This window comes from Spirosoma endophyticum (genome assembly GCF_900112365.1).
Classification (GTDB): domain Bacteria; phylum Bacteroidota; class Bacteroidia; order Cytophagales; family Spirosomataceae; genus Spirosoma; species Spirosoma endophyticum.
Genome location: NZ_FOLQ01000004.1, coordinates 347,747 through 366,458, shown reverse-complemented (window position 1 = coordinate 366,458; position 18,712 = coordinate 347,747). Strand labels below are relative to the sequence as shown.

Here is an 18,712-nt window from a genome sequence, read left to right as displayed (position 1 = left end):
GAAAAGGTGAGTACGCCTGCAATCTACCAGAATCAATGGATGTAACAAAGTTGATCAGTCGGCTACGCTATACATTTTGATATCCTCGACTACCGGTTGCCCAAGTTTCTGTAGAAGGCGATAGTGAGACTGAAGAGCCGAGCCAAAGCTTTCATTTTCCAGATATGGCAGGTCAAATTCCTCGGCCGTTTGCTTAACGATATGAGCAATGGCCGGATAGTGAATATGACAAACCTTCGGAAATAAGTGATGCTCGATCTGGCGATTCAGACCACCACAAATAAACGCAGCCAGCGCACTATCGGGCGCAAAATTAGCCGTTGTATGCATCTGGTGAATGGCCCAGGCAGCTTGCATATCCCCATTTTCGTCGGGTATTGGGAAAGCAGTACCTTCCACGGCATGGGCTAACTGGAAGACCAGCCCTAAGACCAGCCCTTCGGCCAGGTGCATCAGAACAAAACCAATAGCCAGTTGCCACCACGTCAGGTCAAGTACCAGAAACGGGATAACTAAAAAGAAAAGATAGTATAAACCTTTGGATATGAACAATTTAACGTACTCCTTGCGGGGATGCGACGATGTGTCGTGATGGCCAATTTTACCCTTAAAGAACTTAACGTAATCTTTCCGTAAGACCCAGGAAAGAGAAGCCAGAGAATATAAGGGAATCGTATACCAATGCTGGAACCGGTGCCAGGGACGAAGTTCTTCGTCGGGGTCCAGCCGTACCAGACCCGGAGCCACTTCGATATCTTCATCATGACCCGGAATATTGGTATAGGTGTGGTGAACGATATTATGGGTAATCTTCCAGACGTACGGATTGGCGCCTATCAGATAAAAACTATTACCCATCAGTCGGTTAACCCAGCTATGACTTGAAAATGAGCCATGAAGGCCATCGTGCGATACGTTGAAGCCAATACAGGCGGCAAACACGCCCATTAGGAGTGCCAGCCCTAACATTTCCCAGGTCCCAAACTGATTGGATAGGATAAGGCCGTAAAACAGTGCGTAGCCAGCCAGGAAGAAAATTGCCTTTGCCCACATCGCCCCATTGGCATTGGGCGAAATACTATTCTCTTTAAAATAAGCATCGACTCGTTTGCGGGCCGTAACAAAAAACTGTGATCGATTTAAATCTTTAAATTTTAGCGGGTTTGACATTGATAAATCAGTTGAAAATACGGCCAATTTCCTGAATTTGCTTTAGAATTGGTAATATCAGGAGGCCTTTTTTTGTTAATGTATATTCCACGCGTGGCGGAATTTCGGCATATGCCTTACGCTTCATGACACCTAACGCCACAAGCGTTTTTAATTCGCTGGCCAATACTTTTTCACTTACGCCGGGTAGCATTTCACTGATTTTTCCGTAACGTAGTGTTTGCTTACCTAAGAGCAGAATGATATATAGCCGCCATTTGCCACAGACGATTGCTAAGCTTTGATTAATTAAATTCAGATCCGGTACTAAGGGTAAATCACTTCGGTCACCTGTCATGTACTTGTTAATTAACGGAACCGAAAAAAGGTGATTGCCCAGCTCTGGCCAGTTCTGAAATTATTTAAGCTTACTTAAGACAAATTGGTTGGTATCTTCGATAAGATGCGAACGGCTAATGGCAGAGTATGGCAAAAAATTAAAAGTAGTACCAAATAGGGTAGTTAACAAAATGAGGTGCTTGAACTTGACTGGAATTAGGAGAGATTTATCTGTTCAGTCAATGTCAGATAAAAATAATGACTACAGCTGAGTAGTTGCCCTTACACATACTAATAGAAAGAAATCTACGGAGTAAGGGAAATAAGTTAAAATTGAGCCTTTGTTTGCTTGGTAACAAACTTACACATTTGTAAGCTTCTAACCTAATAATAAGTGAAAGAAAACCAGCTTACTAAAGGCGACGGGTCTTCTAAACTGGAGTTATCGAATGCTGCCCAAAACAGGTATATCGCCAAAGATAGGGTAAACATACCTTTCGAGCCCACCCTGTCTATTGTTATCATTTCGTTAATTAAATCCTATTGTCTTTCTGTCGCCAGTTCAGTGTCCGAAAAAAACCTTTCAACGAGTTTGCCGAATTAAAACGTCCTTTATTTTTTGTTACTTACGGAAGCTACTGCCAGCCGGTTTTCCATTTCTTTAGTTTTCAGCTCTGTTATACTTTGGGAAGGTGTTTTCTACACAACAAAAGGGATGCTTAAAGAACTATTTACGTCATTGGGTCGCGTTTATAACTTCCTGATCTCGCTGATTGTTGCAGTAATTCTAGGATTTACCACCTGGGCATTTTGGGAAGTCTATAAGGAAGCGCTGGTGCAGCGTGAGTTTATCAAAGAAGGACAGCTCGTTTCAGTAACTGTAAATCGGGCAGATCATACCCAGCGGTCGTGGCGGGATATATTGGGAAATAGTGTGTACCTGACTGTCGAGTGCAAAGGAAAAGACTATATAACCCGCTACGTACGAGATACTAGCTATGTCAGTGTAGGCGACCGCGTTCAATTACTGTATCACCCCCGCTACGATGCGGTTAGGCAACCGGGCGATGAAATTCACTTTGATCAATCGAAGCGAACATCACGGTTGATTGAGTGGACGGCCATCCGGTTTTTCAGTAATGAGAACCGCCTGTTATTTTTCTGCCTGTTTCTGTCCATAGCTACCTTCTTTGTTATTTCCGGTGTTATAGCCACCGTTCTGCCTGTCCCGTTTTTGCAATCATTGGCTCGCTTTGTTTTTGTGGCTACGCTTTTCGCTGCGGCCGTTTTCTTTACCTTCGACACGTGGCGATATTACCAGTATTATCAGCACTTAAAAACAGATGGGCAGCAGGTGACTGTTCGAGTGTTGGATACCGATCGAAAATGGCCGTTTAAACACTCCAAGCGTGATTTTATTGATTGGTACGATTACAGCGCCACCATTCGGTATCAGCAACAGGAACGTGTCATCCCTATCAGTAAAGACGATTTCGAGATCTTAAAGCCAAACGACTCGCTCAAAGCATTTTATGACGAATCCGTAGATGATTTTATGTCAGTTGACTTTCCGCCTTCCTACAGCCAGATCCTCCTTCCAGCGTTCTTCTGGTTACTCGCGTTCATATTGCTACGTCCTGGTTTTACCCGAAGTAAGAAAAGTCAGTCATAGCTGCGGAACAGCTTATGCAATGATTCAGAAAGCTACATAAGCAACTGATAAACAGATTTGTATGGTGGGTGGCAAGCCTATAATCTATCGACGGCATCGGGTGCGCTTTTCTGCAAGCTAAGCCCAATATGGCTACTAACTAGGTAGCGACGATGGCGAACTGATCAATTATGAAAAAGAGTAATGTAGTTGGTACTTGACTACTGTCAAGCGAAAAATACTGTATAAAATTATTTCTATTTGATTGAAAAAAAATGCCATACCTATTGATTTTTAGGATCACATCCTTATATCTTTGTGGTAGTTAACTTAGTGCGTTAAGTTATATGAATACCAATATCCGCTGGTTAATTGTTTTCCTTCTTTTTATCGCGACTGGCCTGAGTTTTCTGGATCGGCAGGTGTTGTCGATTGCGATTATCAAGATTCAGGAGGAGTTCCATATCACGGATGTTCAATATGGTATGATTAACACCAGCTTCCTGATCAGTTACGCTATCATGTTCACCTTAGGCGGGTGGCTGATTGACCGGGTTGGTGGCAAAAGGGGACTGGCAATTTCGGTTGGATTGTGGTCGGTGGCAAACAGCCTGCATGCGGTTATGACCTCGTTTTCGCAATTGCTGGCTTTTCGGTTTATGCTGGGCATTGGCGAAGGCGGTTGTTTTCCCGGAGCCGCCTGGACGGTTTACCGCTGGTTCGACAAAAAGGAACGAGCGCTGGCGAATGGCATCGCTATTGGCGGCTCGGCGATTGGAGCGGTCGTTGCACCACCGTTAACTATCTGGCTATCGGGAAATTATGGCTGGCGTGGCGGCTTTCTCATTCCTGGCCTTATTGGTATAGCGTGGGTAATTGCCTGGCTACTGATTCCCTGGCGAAAAGAAAATCTAGCCGTTAATACGTCAATTAAAGCAGCGCCTACAGAAACAGTACCTTTTCTGGATCTGCTCAAAAAACGGCCAACCTGGGTATTTATAATTATTCGATTTTTGCTCGATCCGGTCTTCTATTTCATGATGTTCTGGATTCCGAAATACCTCAGTTCGGTGCGTAATGTATCGTTTGACCAGATTGGGAAGCTATTCTGGATTCCGTTTCTGGCGCTGGGTATCGCCAACGTACTGGGCGGCTGGTTCTCGGGAAAGCTAATCACGCATAACTTTTCTGTCAATAGAGCTCGGAAAACTGTAATGGGTATTGCCGCTTTGTTAACTCTTGCCGCCCCAGCTATTGAGTGGGTTTCGTCGGTACACGTAGCCGTTGCGCTAATGTCGGTGTTCATGTTTGCGCATGGGTTTTGGATTACCAACTATATTACATCCATCTCGGATATGTTTGGCCAGAAGGCGACTTCCACGGTCGTTGGACTTTCTGGAACGGCGGGAGCTGTATCAGGTTTGCTGCTCAATCCGCTAATGGGCATAATCATCCAGAACTACTCGTATCGACCCCTCTGGGTCGCATCGGGGCTATTATATCCGCTAGCATTTGGCTTGCTCATCTGGCTGATTCCCACGATTAAAGCGTTGAATCTGGGAGCCGACCAGGACGAAGTAATTCCAAATTCAATTGATGTGAGCTTATAAACCCCCAACCCCCTAAAGGGGGCCAAAACCTACCGGTCAATTAGCCCCCGTTTATAATTCCTAAACCAAGTAATTGTTCTTCACATTCACAAAACACGTTCAATTTAACTTAGTGCACTAAGTTAGTTTTAGAAAGACATAAACCCTTAACATATGGATCTCCAATCTCTAAACGACGTAGCGATACAGCAGGCTGGCATTGTAAAACGAAAAAAGACACGTCCACGAATCGGGGTGTTTGGCGTAGGCTATTTCAAGTACTGGGGCCAGTTCGACGGTTTGCTGGACGACATGCTGAAAAAACAGTCGATTTTTATTGAAAAAATCGAAGCACTCGATTCTGTAGAAATCATCGACTTCGGTCTGGTAGACGACGTAACGAAAGCCTACGAGATGGTGCCCAAACTTAATGCGGCCAATCTGGACCTGATTTTCTGCGATATGCTGACCTATGCTACGTCGAGTACGTTCGGTGTCATCATCAAGAGCATCGATGTGCCGATTGTGCTGGTAGCGCTCCAGCCCGACAAGGCGATGGATTACAGCCGTGCGTCAACGTATCTGCAATTATACAATGACGACATCTGTTCTTTGCCCGAGTTTGCGGGTGTAGCCGTTCGGATGGGAAAAAAGGTACCCCAGGTGATCATTGGTACGTTATATGACGACCCCGCTGCCGATGCAGAAATTGAAACGTATTGCCGAATTGCGGCTGTTCTCCATGACCTGAAAACGGCTAAAATCGGGCACATTGGGCATCCAATTGAGGCCATGCTCGACATGCACTCCGACTCGACCATGCTGACGGCTCATTTCGGGGCGCACATTGTTCAGTGCGAAGCCCACGAAATTGTTACGCAATATCATCAGGCTACGGAGGAAGAAATCGACGTAGTAAAAGAGCGGATTCTGGCTTTTTTCGATACGCCTGATCCCGTTTCTGATCCGATCTCCGAAAAGCTGCGGGATTCCGATTTACACATTGCCGCTCAGGCTGCCGTAGCGCTGGAAAAATTTGTGAAGCTAAAAAAACTCGATGGACTAGCCTATTACTACGATGGCCCGGATAACAGCGACACGCGGGTAGTGATGTCGAACCTGATCGTCGGCAATTCCTTGCTTCAGGGTGCGGGCTTCCCGATGTGTGGCGAATCGGATTTGAAAACCTGTATCGCGATGCTCATTATGGAACGCCTGGGCATTGGCGGCAGCTTCGCCGAATTTCACCCGGTTGATTTCAAAGAAGATTTTGTGCTGGTGGGTCACGATGGCCCCCACAATATCGCCATTGCCGAAGGGCAGCCGGTGTTACGTAGTCTGAAAAAGTACCACGGTAAACCGGGTTTTGGCGCGGGTGTCGAATTCAAAATCAAGGAAGGTCCGATTACGATGCTGAGCATTAGCTCGACGTACGAGGGCAAAATGAAATTCGTCATCGCTGAGGGTGAGTCGATTGCAGGGCCTATTCCCCCGACAGGCAACACCAACACGCGAGGCTTTTTCAAACCCGATGTTCGCACGTTTCTCAAACGATGGATCAGCGAAGGACCTACGCATCACTTCGCGTTGGGCATTGGCCATCACGCCGAAACGATCCAGAAAATTGCCGATTACCTCAAGATTGAATCTGTGATCATACAAGGGTAAAAATCCCATAAGCTCTTAAACCTTAATCCGTTAACCATGAACCATTTTTTATTTCATCGACTGCGACTCCTGGTGATTTGCAGCATGTTAAGTGTATTGGCCGCTGTTCAGGTTGCATCGGCCCAAGCGAACAAAGTGTCGGTGAGCGGTAAAATCACCGCTACTGAAGACGGCGAAGCTCTGGTTGGTGCAACCGTAACCGAAAAGGGAACCCAGAACGGCACTACGTCGGATGCGAACGGAACCTTCAAGCTCAATGTATCGGCTAACGCAACGCTTGTAGTCAGTTTTATCGGCTACTCGCCACAGGAGATTTCTGTTGGCACTCGATCAACGATTAATGTTTCGCTCAAAACCGACCAGCAGCAATTGCAGGACGTAGTGGTGGTTGGCTACGGTACCCAGCGCAAGAAAGATTTAACGGGTTCCATCGTCAATCTAACCAGCAAAGATCTGGTACCGGTGCCGTCGGCCACGAGCGTCGATCAGATGATGCAGGGCAAAGTGGCAGGTGTTCAGATTACCCAAACATCGGGGGCGCCGGGTGGAAACGTCAATGTGATTATTCGCGGAATCAGCTCGATTACGGGTGGAAACTCGCCTTTATACGTAGTGGATGGGTATGCTATTGGCACGGGGGGCGGTGGGTCCGACCTGAGTAGTTTTGGAGCGAACTCATACACAGCAAGTGGCATCGTAAACAGCAGTTCGACCAACCGGATCAATCCGCTCAGCATAATCAATCCATCTGATATTGAGTCGATTCAGGTATTGAAAGACGCATCGGCAACGGCTATCTACGGCTCTCGTGGAGCCAACGGGGTAGTGATCATTACAACCAAACGAGGCAAATTAGGCAAACCGACCATTACGTTCGAGCACTCAACGGGGATGCAGGAATTAGCCCGAAAAATGAAGTTGTTGACGCCCCGTCAATATGCTGAATTTGTGGCCGAAGGCCGTGACAACGCCTGGGTATTTGCAGGTGGTAAAGCCTCCGACCCGAACAGCGTACGTAGCACGGCCACGCAGGTGAAACCCGAATTCCGTAATCCATCACAGTTTGCCGACGAAGGCTACGGCACCGATTGGCAGGATGTTATTTTCCGGAAAGGGGCGGTTCACAACTACCAACTGTCGGCCAGTGGTACGAGTAAAGACGTAAGCTACTACGTATCAGGTGGTTATTTTAACCAGAAAGGCATCCTGATTGGGTCTAACTTTGATAAGTTCACGCTACGTACCAACATTGACGCGCACCTCAGCCCGCGCCTGAAAATCGGTGCTTCGTTTTCTGGCGCACATTCTTACGGTGATTTCGCCCGCGCGGAGGGGCACTTGCAATATCGGGGGTTGATCTCGGCCGCGCTGGCCAGTGATCCAACTATTCCTGTGCGTAATCCTGACGGTACGCCCTATTCTGAATTCTCCAGCCCAACGGGAATTCCGGTTGAAAATCCACTGATTATTGCTTCTGAATTTTCGGACAAACGTAACAACACCAACGTATTTACAAACAACTATTTACAATTTGAACTTGCACCTGGTCTCATCTTAAAAACTTCCATCGGCGTAAATTATTCCAACAACGTAACGCGGCTGTGGAAATCGTCGAAAGTGGGGATCGCGACCAGCCGTACAGGGGCGGCAACGGCGGGTTCAACGGAAGTGAAAAGCCTGAACTGGCTGAACGAGAACACGCTGAATTACCGACATAAGTTTGGCGGCAAGCACGACGTCGATGCCTTAGTGGGTTACACCATCCAGAAAAATTCGGATGAGATTTTGCAGGCTGGCGCTACGGGTTTCTCGACGGATTACGTGCCTTATCTGGCCGCTGGAACCGTTTCGACGGGTACGAATTACATTAGCCAATGGTCCATCATGTCGTGGCTGGCTCGGGTGAATTATACGTTTGCTGGCAAATATCTCCTTACCGCCACCATTCGGCAGGATGGTAGTTCGCGCTTTGGGGCGAAAAATCGCTGGGGTACGTTCCCATCGCTTTCGGCAGCGTATCGGCTATCAGATGAGCCGTTTATGAAATCGGCTACGTTCATCAGCGACCTGAAAATCAGGGCGAGTTATGGCGTTTCGGGAAATAATCAGATTCCAAACTACGCGACGCAGGGATTGCTGGGCGTGGCGCGTACCGTAGCGAACGGGCAGATTGTGTCGGGTGTGGTACCGAACAGTCTGGCCAACGATCAACTGACCTGGGAACAATCACTGCAAACCAACGTGGGTATGGACTTGTCTCTGTTTCAGAACCGCTTGTCGTTTACGGTCGATGCCTACCAGACATTTAAAAAGAACCTGCTGCTGAACGTAACGCTGCCGTCGGCTTCAGGCTTTAACAACTCTGTTCAGAACATCGGTGAGGTTGAAAATAAGGGACTTGAGCTGTCAGTGAATTCGCAAAACATTGGCAAAGGACCGTTTCAGTGGAATACCGATTTTAACATTAGCTGGAACCGAAATAAAGTGACGGCGCTCAATTCAGAAGCGGCCCGGATCGTTACGTCCGATTACCAGGTGGCGCAGGTTGGCTACCCGATTTCCAGCTTCCGGTTGCTCAATATTCTGGGTGTTTTCCAGACGCAGGAGGAGATCAGCAAAAGTCCGATTCAGAACCCGAGAGTGCAACCTGGCGACTATAAATATCAGGATGCTGATGGCAATGGCACGATCAATACGTCCGATAGAACCATTGTTGGAAATCCCTGGCCGAAGTTCACCTGGGGGCTGGGCAACCGATTCAGTTACAGAAATTTTGCCTTGAGCATCAGCGTAAATGGTACGTATGGCAATCAGGTTTATTTCCAGGGGGGCGAGGTGAATCTAAATGGTGCCGGGGTGCAAAATCAGTTGGCAGCAATGGCCGATCGGTGGCGGTCGCCGGAAAGTCCGGGAGCCGGATTGTACAGCCGTGCGATACGTAACGACTACGCGTTTGGGTTTAGTGCCGGAACCACCAAGTACCTTTTTGATGGTTCATTCACCCGCATTCGGGATGTGAATCTGTCGTACACCTTTCCAATGCCAATGATTAGCAAACTGAAACTTCAGGCACTTTCGGTCTATGCCGACGTCACGAATCTGTACACGTTCACGAAATATCCGGGCTACGATCCGGAAGGCAGCACCGGTGGCGATAATCTTGCTAAGAGTGGCGTTGATTTTTTCTCGTATCCAAACCCACGAACCTATACTGTCGGCCTGCGCGTGACTTTTTAAGTTGATATGAACTCGTATTTCGGTATCTACCCCACCCCCTTCCCTCCCCTGAAAACCAGGGGAGGGGAGCAATCTCGCCCGTTTTTAGTCCCTCCCCTAGTTTTTAGGGGAGGGGAAGGGGGTGGGGTAGCTTATCATAAATTTAATCAATATATTGATTAACAACCCTTTTACTGCTATGAAAAAGCGAATACTGGCCATACTATTTCTGACGGCCACCTTATATTCCTGCAAGGATTTCCTGAATCTGAAGCCGGAATATCAAATTAGTGATCAGGGCTTCTATCAGAATCAAAATGATTTTGAAACGGCGCTGGTTGGCGTGTACAGTACATTTCGGGGCTTGTACAGCAGTAGCAATATTCTGTACATGAGCGAACTAACGACCGACAATACCGAGATTCAGTGGTCATCGCCATCGGCGGATGAGATGCAGATGGACCAGAACGGTGTGACGGCGACAAACGCGTTTGCCCGGGCGGTCTGGAATTCCTGCTTGTATACGATCTCGCAGAGTACCAACATTTTAAACCGGATTGACGCGGTTAACTTCGATCAGACCACCAAAAACAGGATCAAAGGCGAAGCGCAGTTTCTGCGGGCGTTCAGCTATTTCTACATGGTGCGTCTGTTTGGTAACGTACCCATTACGAACGAAACGTTCAGCAGCCCGGCCCAGGTCGCAGCCGCCGATTTAACATTGAGACCCAAAGAAGATGTCTACAAGCTGATTCTGTCCGATTTGACCAGCGCCGAAACGCTATTACCCGCTACGTTGGTGGCTGATAAAACGAGGGCTTCGCAGATGACTGTGAAAGCGTTGTTGGGCAAGGTTTATTTGACGCAGCAGAGCTACGATCTGGCAGCAACGAAACTGAAAGAAGTGATCGACTCCAAACAATATTCGTTGGTTGCCGACTACAAAACGCTGTCGACCAACGGCAATACGAATCTGGCAGAGACAATCCTGGAAGTCGACTATCTATCCGGCCAGACGGCTGGTAATGGCCAAACGTTGGGAAATAATTACTCGACGCTGTTCACGCCCGCCATTACGAGCATGGCAATCTTTCCGGGAAATTCGCAGGGAGCGGGCCGTATCGTGCCGACGCTGGATCTAACCAAAGCCTACGAAACCGGCGATGCGCGTAAAGCGGTATCCGTCAATGATTCGGTGTTGTTGATTGGTGGCAAGAAATCATATAGCCGCTACGGGTTGAAATTCGTTGATTTTAAGGCCGTTGACCCCGGTGATGGGAGTATTTCATTTACGATTCTTCGGTATGCCGACTTACTGCTGATGTATGCAGAAGTCTTGAACGAACAGGGTAAAGCCGCTGATGCGTTGCCTTACATCAATCAGGTACGTCAGCGGGCCAAATTACCCGCCTTGGCGGGTCTTGCTCAGGCTGATTTACGACTGGCGCTCGAACGTGAACGACGGGTGGAGTTTTTGTATGAGGGACATCGTTGGTTCGATCTGATCCGAACCGGACGTGCGCAAACGGTCCTGAACGCTCACTACGCCAGTCAGAAACTTAACTTTTCGGTGCAGGATTTTGAGCTATTATTCCCGATCCCGCAAGCCGAGATTGACCTGAACCCAAAACTGAAGCAGAATAATGGGTATTGACCCCACGGCAGCGGCCGACCACCCCAACCCCTCCCCGCACCGGCCGCCCGGCTCGAATTAAGGGGAAAGGAGTAGTCTCGCCCGTTTTTTTAGCCCGGCAGCGGCTGACCGTCTCACCTAGTTTTTAGGGGAGGGGTTGGGGTGGTCGGCCGCTGCCGTGGTGTAAAATGCCGATGATCCTAACTTTTTCAACCCATGCGTACCCAACTAATAACCTTGCTCTGTGTAGTGTGTCTGGCCATTTTTGGCTTTACATATTCAGAACTCTCCATTACTGATACGCCAAATCTGGACAACTCGACGCTACGGGGTAAGCCGTTTAACAACATCACGTTGGAAGCGTCGCTGAAGCCGTTCAAGAAAAACGATAAGGCGTATATTCAACAGGTGGCGACCGAATTATTCACGCAATGGTCGTCTTTGCTACGTCATACTGACACGGTTTCGGTGATGCTCTGGACGTCGGATGGGTCGGAAATTCTGGACTACAAAGGCAAACTGAATCAACCGCTGGAATGGGCACGCTACATTGGTAATCCCAATACGGAGCACGAAGTCGGTTCTGGTCCGAAAGAGTTATCGCTTCACGAGCGGGCGTATCTGTACATGGAAAACCCGCCAGCGTTCACGTATGGCGATTTGAAATTCATCATCCAGACGCTGAAAGAAACGGGCAAGCGTATCACCGGTAAACCTATTATGATTGGCGCTACGTTCGATCCGGGACCGGAGTTTGCGAAATCGGAGTTTAAGTACAAAAAGCACCCGGAAATTCTCGGCGGCAATGCGATGGGCCACAAGACAATGGTCAGTTGTTATTCGACGCTAAACGCCGACACGGACGCCTATGCCGGATTTCCGAAAGGTATTCCGGCCAACACGCCATTTGGTACGTTCCTGGGGCGGCAGAGTCAGCATTTTCTGACCGATTTGGGCTACGATTTCATTTGGCTTAGTAACGGCTTTGGCTTTGGCGTTGAAGGTTGGTCGTCGACTGGCGCTATTTTTAATGGCAAGGCGTTTGCGCCCGAAAAACTGGCGAATACCAAAGCGCTGATTGCTGGTTTCTGGAATCTGTTTCGCAAGGAATGTCCTGGCTTTCAGATCCAGACACGTGGCACCAATCTGTCAACAGGGGCCGATTTAGCGCGTGATGGCGTCGATTTGAAGCAGATTTACAACGGGAAATACAACATGCTACCCCCGCCCAATTCGCCCTGGGCGGCTCTGGATGGTGATTTTGGTCTGGAAATGGTGGGCTATATGTCGCGGATGGCCGAGCTACCCGACGAACGCTATCTGTTTCGTTATTACACCCATGATCCCTGGTGGGTCAATAGTCCGTGGCTGGATCGCTATGGTCAGGAGCCGCATGATATTTACCTGCCAATGTCGGTGGCACGTATCAACGCGAAGGGGGAAATTCGGTTGCCGACGCACCTGAATTTTCTGACGGCTGATAATTCCTACGGCGAGATGCCCGCGCAGGTTCCAGATGAGGTGACACCCCATATTCTGAAAGCCCGATACGATTCACCTACTGCACCGGGGCCGTTGGTTTGGGTGTATCCCTTCGATGAGTACCATAGCTGGGCCTACAAGCAACCCGAGCGCCTGCCAGAAATTTACTATGGCGACTGGCTTATCCGTCAGGCAATTAACAACGGTTTTCCGTTGAACACGATTACGTCAACGGGCTCACTTCAGAAAATCTTGGCGACTAAACCGGCTTTTTTCAATGAATCGATCTTGGTTTCTATTGTGCCGGAAGCCAATTCGTCGCTCGAAAAAACGCTGATTGATTTCGTGCAGAATGGCGGTAAGTTGCTCATTTATGGCCCCGCCGATCACGCTGGCCCCGCTTTCCTGAACCTGTTGAATCTCCAGAATACAACAGCGCTTGACGGCGAGTTTCAGGTAAATTCGAGCATCACGCTTGACGAACTGACGAAAAAACAACCCAATAAGATTGTCCACAGCGCGCTGTTTTCGGGTGGGGGCATCGCTACGTTGGTGAAGAACAAAGCCGACGTTGGTACTAAAGTGCTGGCAAAAATGAGCCAGGCCAACAACGAACGCGACGTAGTGTGGGTACGTGAAAAACCGGAATGGAAAGGGGGTAAGGTGGCCTACGTGCGTGGCACCAATTCGAGCAGGTTTACGGGCGGAAAACTCCTGGCTCCCGACGACCCTGAGCAACTTTTCACGGGGCCGCTGCTTATGCGCTACGTATTGAATCAGTTTGGGCTGGACTACCGAATTGACAAGCGGAATCCGTCGGTGAAGAACCCGGTATTGACCATTTCCAGAGGCAGCAACGGCTTTTTCTTCTCGGGTTATTGTCCCAATACAACCATCACGCATCGGTTCAAGTTGCCGCAGGGCGCCCCCATTCTGACGGGCTATGAAACCGAATTAGCCGATGGACATTCGGTTTACAACATGCCAAAAGCCTGGCATCGTGAAAGCCGGATTTTTGTCGATCAGGCCGATGGCATCGTATCATGTCAGGAAATGACGTCGGGCGTGAAACACATGAACCGGTGCCTGCGTCTGACAGGGTTGAAGAACGCAACGGTTCGCATTTATCCTGATGATTCCATCACCGATGCGGATCTGCACGTCTACTCAAACACGAGTTATCCCTGGAAAAAAGGCCAGACCGCGTTCAAGCCCGGCGATACGAAATTCGGTAAGCACTACGTAGTGGAAAACGTGACGGGTGATCTGGTGGCGTTCTGGTGAGAGAAATGACAACTATACCGTTCAATGAAAAAATTAGTTTTAATTAGTTTACTGATAGTAGCCGGGTGGTGTCAATATGCTAACGGACAGGAGCTTGTTGGTGCGAATGTAATTATTGAGCATCCGGAAACGAATGACGAAGTAGCTCGTATTCGGGATGTTATATACAGTCATAAGTTTGGCACGGCGTTGACTATGGATGTGCTGAAACCGGCCAGACCCAACGGTATTGGGGTCGTGTTTATATTGAGTGGAGGCTGGCATTCCGATATCAGCATGATTGAAAAGCGACGCAGGCATTTCCATTATTTTACTGATCGTGGCCAGACCGTATTCCTGGTCATCCATAGTTCAGCGCCCAAATTTCAGGTTCACGAAGTCATTCAGGATGTTCATCGGGCGGTGCGCTTTATCCGGTTTCATGCGGCCAAATATGGTGTTGATCCCAATCGGTTAGGTATCTCAGGCATGAGTTCCGGCGGTCATCTTTCGTTGTCAATTGGTACAGGAGTTGGCCGCAAACTAGTGCCCGATTCGCTTCAGCAGGCTGTTCAGGTTGATTCGGTTGATCTGGTTTCCAGCCAGGTACAAGCGGTAGCCTGCTTCTTCCCGCCGGCCGATCTGGTCAATTTTGGAAACGCAGGCAGATTATTTGTTGACTGTGATACGGTACGGCGTTACTGGCCGCAATTTGGTGTAGACGGTAAATCCAGAGCGGAGAAATTGACGATCATGCAATCGTTATCGCCTTACCTTGCAATTTCCAATGATGATCCACCAACGCTGCTCCTCCACGGAACGGAGGACCCTATCGTACCGCTTGAGCAGTCGAAGCGATTTATCGAGCGGTTAAAAGCTGTTGGCGTACCCGCTCAACTGATTGTACACCAGGGCGGTGCTCACGGATGGGAAGAAACCTGGGAATCGGATTTAAATGTGTTGGCCGACTGGTTTGAGAAATACCTTCCAGTGGCAAGAAAATGAAATCTGGACAGGCTTTTAGTGCAACTAACCGATAATGAATAAAATAGGTCTTTTCCTCGCTCTATTGCTGAGTATATCCTTTGGGACGAAAGCTCAACAAGCCGATTCTGCTACGTATCTGGCCACTGTGAAAACGGAATTGAATATGGTCTGGCCGAAAAATCGGACGATCAATCTGGTGTTTCATGGGCACTCGGTTCCGGCTGGTTTCTGGCATGACCACGAAGTACACACGCTGGAGTCGTATCCCAATCTAGTGCTGACTAAACTGAAAACGCTGTATCCGTATGCAGTTATCAATGTGATTGTTACGGCGATTGGTGGAGAAAACGCCATAAAAGGCCAGACCCGGTTTGAGCAGGACGTACTGATTCACAGACCCGATGTGCTGTTCATCGACTACGCCCTGAACGACCGGTTCTCGGAGATCGACAAGATAAAAGAAGCCTGGGAGAAAATGATCCAGTCGGCCCTTGCCAAAAACGTAAACGTAATCCTGATGACACCTTCGCCCGATCAGCGACTGGATATTCTGGACCTTAAAAACCCCTTGGAACCGCATGTACAGCAAATTCATGAACTTGCTGAAAAGTATCATGTTGGCCTGGCTGATCCGTATTCGCAGTTTAAGCAGATCGCTAAACGGGGTGAGTTAAAAAACTATATGTCACACGTTAACCATCCCAATAAGAAAGGTCACGAAGTTATTGCCAACGAAGTGATGAATTGGTTCAGGAAGTAATTGGATTCGCCGGGCGATAATCGTATTCCGGGTTGGCGATAACGGCGAATTTGTATTTATCACCGTGGTAATACGACTGCTCAATTTCCACGACTTTGTCGCCGGTGCAGATCACGGCACTATCGAGCACAAAGACCGGCGTTGGTTTATTCAGTTCAAAGTTGGTGGTGTTGGGTTGCAGGATTTGCACGCCCAATGTCTGCTGAACTTCGTAAATCTTCAAGTGGTAGTTGGTCTCGTAAACTTTAAAATACGAAACCTCCGTCGGGATTTTATTGATCTTGGGGCAGAGCGTCAAGGAAATATATTTGACTTCATCTTTAATCAGCAACTCATCGGCGTAGCGAAGCTGGTGCAGTTTCAGGACTGGGCCGTCGATGATAAAATGCCGCCCGTTGATCTCCGATGAGATGCCGTCTGGCAAAATCGTTTTCTCCAGAACAATGTTTTTGGGCGTAAATCCTTCGGCAATCAGGCTATCGTGAAAACCACGTCGGGTGGCATAAATCGAGCCGAGGGTACGTAGCAAATGGTGATCTTCCGTGCGATTTAGTACGTAGGTACCTTTCCCTTTTATGCGCCTGGCCCAGCCTTTAGACTCGATTTCGAGCAGTGTCTTTCGCGCCGTCGTATTACTTATTTTGAAGGTCTTAATGAGTTCATTCTCAGACGGAATCTGGTCACCAGGCTGTAGTTCTCCAGTTCTTATTTTTTCAATAATGCTTTCACTAAGCGCGATGAACTTCGCCTTATTGGTTGCTATCTGAGCCGTTGCCCCTTTCTTTTCCATTCAACTGGTTAATAGACTAGAATGCCCCGTTTTTACCTGTGAAATTACCAATAGAAACGACGCCAGTAAGCAGTCTGGCAGGGCTCGTAAATATACGAGTTCCTGCCCGATTGTAATGAACAGGAACTCGTATGGGATCAGGGAGAGACGTGTGAACGAGCAAATCAACGATTAATTGACCTTTATATAATCGACTTCTGGTTTGGCGAGCGCCACCGATGAAAGCTCTTCACCGACAATTTCGTGCATGTTGCGCTGGATCGTACGGGCAATCTGATTGAGGGGTAAATCATTGCAATCCAGACCAAAAGGCTCCTCAATCTCATCGCCAATCATCTCGACACCCAGTAGCGCGTAACCGGCCAGCAGCGTCGCTACAATCGTGAAATAATGATACGTATCGACCAGAACAAGAGGCAGTAATATCAGATAAAGTGTGATAAACAGCTTGATGAAGAAGCTATACGAGAAAGGAATTGGTGTCTTTTTGATACGCTCGCAAGCCCCCGCCACATCAAGCAGCGCCTGATGATACAATCGGATGGTAATCAGGTCCGCATCGGTAACGATACGGTGTCGGCTCAATACCTGCAACCGACGCATCAGCAAAGCCGCTATTCGGCTGGGAACGTGTCCGTATTTCGGCAGGGATTCAAAGTGCTCATCGCCGGGGTCTTCCAGTTCGGTGAAATCGACGCCGGCTCGTAAATGACCTTTGAGAGCCAGGGCGAAATTAGACAGGGAGCGCGCGAAAAAAAGCCGGTTCTCATGGTCATCATCGGGAAGAATTCCGTCCATTATAACGGCGAAATTGCGGCTGTAATTAACCAGCGACCCCCACTGTTTGCGCCCTTCCCAGAATCGATCATAGGCCGAATTCGTCCTGAAAACCAGCAATAAACTCAGTAAGATACCCATCAGGGAAAAGAAGGTACTATCGATCGGAACATCGACGTCGACAACATGCTGGTTGATAATAGTAACCAGGACGCCGTAACCACCTATGTAGAGAACTCGTCGAAGGAGCACTTCGATAACGTAGCTGGTTTGAAAATGTTTAAGGGCTCCAAACCAATCTTTTGCGTTGTAAATAACCACTGTTTTTGAGAGAAAAGAGGAATAAATGTACTGGATAGGTATCTGATGGCGGCCTGTAAGTAGATACATTACATACGCAATGCATCCGTATTTGCGCGCTACAGCAGATGAGCTAAAGTACGCAATTGGCCCCAAATTTGGATTCCTTAGTCGTGTTTCTTTTATGGTTCTGGAAATTTCCGAGCCTGATGATGGGTAGAAAACCCAATTATAGTTGCCTTGTTTTGCGTGTCTTGTTATAAAAAAGAGTCCATGAATACGCTTCGCACGTTGTTTGTTTGTTGCCTTTTTCTTCTGATTACCCTGTCTGTACAGGCAGCTAAAATTGATACAGTCGATACGTACAGTTCGGCCATGAAAAAGACCATTAAGGCAGTTGTGGTAACGCCAGATTCCTATTCGCAGGGAAAAGAGCTGCCCGTGCTGTATTTGCTTCACGGCTACAGTGGCAGTTATAGCGATTGGGCCAAAAAAGATCCTGCTCTTGGCGCGGTTGCCGATACGTATCAAATGATTATTGTCTGCCCGGATGGTGGTTTTGGGAGCTGGTATTACGATAGCCCCGCTGATCCGGCGTTTCGCTACGAGACCTATGTTGCTGATGAGTTAGTGACGTGGGTGGATGGTCATTATAAAACCATCAAAGATCGAACGGGTCGCGCCATTACGGGTTTGAGCATGGGTGGGCATGGGGCGTTGTATCTGGCGTTCAGGCACCAGACCGTTTTTGGGGCTGCCGGTAGCATGAGCGGAGGGGTTGACATTCGCCCGTTTCCCAACAACTGGGATATGGCGAAACGGCTTGGAACTTACGCCCAGTTTCCAGAGCGATGGGAGCAGAACACGGTCATTAATTTACTTCATTTGCTGACACCGGGAGCCTTGGCGCTCATCGTTGATTGCGGTACCGAAGACTTCTTCTTTCGCGTCAATAACAACCTGCACGACAAGCTGTTGGAACGGAATATCGCCCATGATTACATCACCAGGCCCGGTGGTCATAACTGGAATTACTGGAATAATTCGCTGAATTATCAAGTGCTATTCATGCGGCAATATTTTGACAAACAGAAGAGTAAGTAGCAGT

At 48.3% G+C, this 18,712-nt stretch carries 13 protein-coding genes; 9 read left to right on the top strand and 4 right to left on the bottom strand.

Annotated elements, in window-relative coordinates; translation table 11 throughout:
• Positions 1-54: 54 nt before the first annotated feature.
• Complete coding sequence (locus BM202_RS13480; RefSeq protein WP_093826842.1) at positions 55-1,170, bottom strand: fatty acid desaturase family protein; 1,116 nt, start codon at positions 1,168-1,170, stop codon at positions 55-57.
• Positions 1,171-1,177: 7 nt separating this feature from the next.
• Entirely contained in the window at positions 1,178-1,507 is a 330-nt protein-coding gene (locus BM202_RS13475; protein ID WP_093826840.1) for a winged helix-turn-helix transcriptional regulator, read from the bottom strand.
• A gap of 696 nt (positions 1,508-2,203) precedes the next feature.
• Between BM202_RS13475 and BM202_RS13470 the strand changes: the two genes are divergently transcribed.
• The 8 genes from BM202_RS13470 (at position 2,204) to BM202_RS13435 (ending at position 15,737) form a co-directional block, all read left to right on the top strand.
• Positions 2,204-3,160 (top strand): hypothetical protein, encoded by a 957-nt coding sequence (locus BM202_RS13470; RefSeq protein ID WP_093826838.1) that lies wholly within the window; start codon positions 2,204-2,206, stop codon positions 3,158-3,160.
• 326 nt (positions 3,161-3,486) lie between these two features.
• Positions 3,487-4,749: an MFS transporter gene (locus BM202_RS13465; protein WP_093826837.1), complete on the top strand. Its 1,263-nt coding sequence runs from the start codon at positions 3,487-3,489 to the stop codon at positions 4,747-4,749.
• 153 nt (positions 4,750-4,902) lie between these two features.
• A complete protein-coding gene (locus tag BM202_RS13460) occupies positions 4,903-6,396 on the top strand; it encodes an L-fucose/L-arabinose isomerase family protein (protein ID WP_093826836.1) in 1,494 nt (497 codons plus the stop codon).
• A gap of 36 nt (positions 6,397-6,432) precedes the next feature.
• Positions 6,433-9,633: a SusC/RagA family TonB-linked outer membrane protein gene (locus BM202_RS13455; protein WP_093826834.1), complete on the top strand. Its 3,201-nt coding sequence runs from the start codon at positions 6,433-6,435 to the stop codon at positions 9,631-9,633.
• Between the two features lie 178 nt (positions 9,634-9,811).
• On the top strand, positions 9,812-11,266 hold the full coding sequence (locus tag BM202_RS13450) for a RagB/SusD family nutrient uptake outer membrane protein (protein WP_093826832.1): 1,455 nt from the start codon (positions 9,812-9,814) through the stop codon (positions 11,264-11,266).
• A gap of 195 nt (positions 11,267-11,461) precedes the next feature.
• Positions 11,462-14,011 carry a hypothetical protein gene (locus BM202_RS13445; protein WP_093826829.1) on the top strand — a complete coding sequence of 850 codons (2,550 nt, stop codon included), beginning with the start codon at positions 11,462-11,464 and terminating at the stop codon, positions 14,009-14,011.
• A gap of 24 nt (positions 14,012-14,035) precedes the next feature.
• Positions 14,036-14,995, top strand: a complete 960-nt coding sequence (locus BM202_RS13440; RefSeq protein WP_093826828.1) for an alpha/beta hydrolase — start codon at positions 14,036-14,038, stop codon at positions 14,993-14,995.
• Between the two features lie 34 nt (positions 14,996-15,029).
• Positions 15,030-15,737 carry an SGNH/GDSL hydrolase family protein gene (locus BM202_RS13435; RefSeq protein WP_093826826.1) on the top strand — a complete coding sequence of 236 codons (708 nt, stop codon included), beginning with the start codon at positions 15,030-15,032 and terminating at the stop codon, positions 15,735-15,737.
• Here BM202_RS13435 and BM202_RS13430 read toward each other — a convergent pair.
• Positions 15,727-16,527, bottom strand: a complete 801-nt coding sequence (locus BM202_RS13430) for a GntR family transcriptional regulator (RefSeq protein ID WP_093826824.1) — start codon at positions 16,525-16,527, stop codon at positions 15,727-15,729. The genes BM202_RS13435 and BM202_RS13430 overlap by 11 nt on opposite strands.
• 171 nt (positions 16,528-16,698) lie before the next feature.
• Positions 16,699-17,625, bottom strand: a complete 927-nt coding sequence (locus tag BM202_RS13425) for a bestrophin family protein (protein WP_093827262.1) — start codon at positions 17,623-17,625, stop codon at positions 16,699-16,701.
• Positions 17,626-17,877: 252 nt separating this feature from the next.
• Here BM202_RS13425 and BM202_RS13420 point away from each other — a divergent pair, with 252 nt between their 5' ends.
• Entirely contained in the window at positions 17,878-18,708 is an 831-nt protein-coding gene (locus tag BM202_RS13420) for an alpha/beta hydrolase (RefSeq protein WP_093826822.1), read from the top strand.
• Positions 18,709-18,712 lie beyond the last annotated feature (4 nt).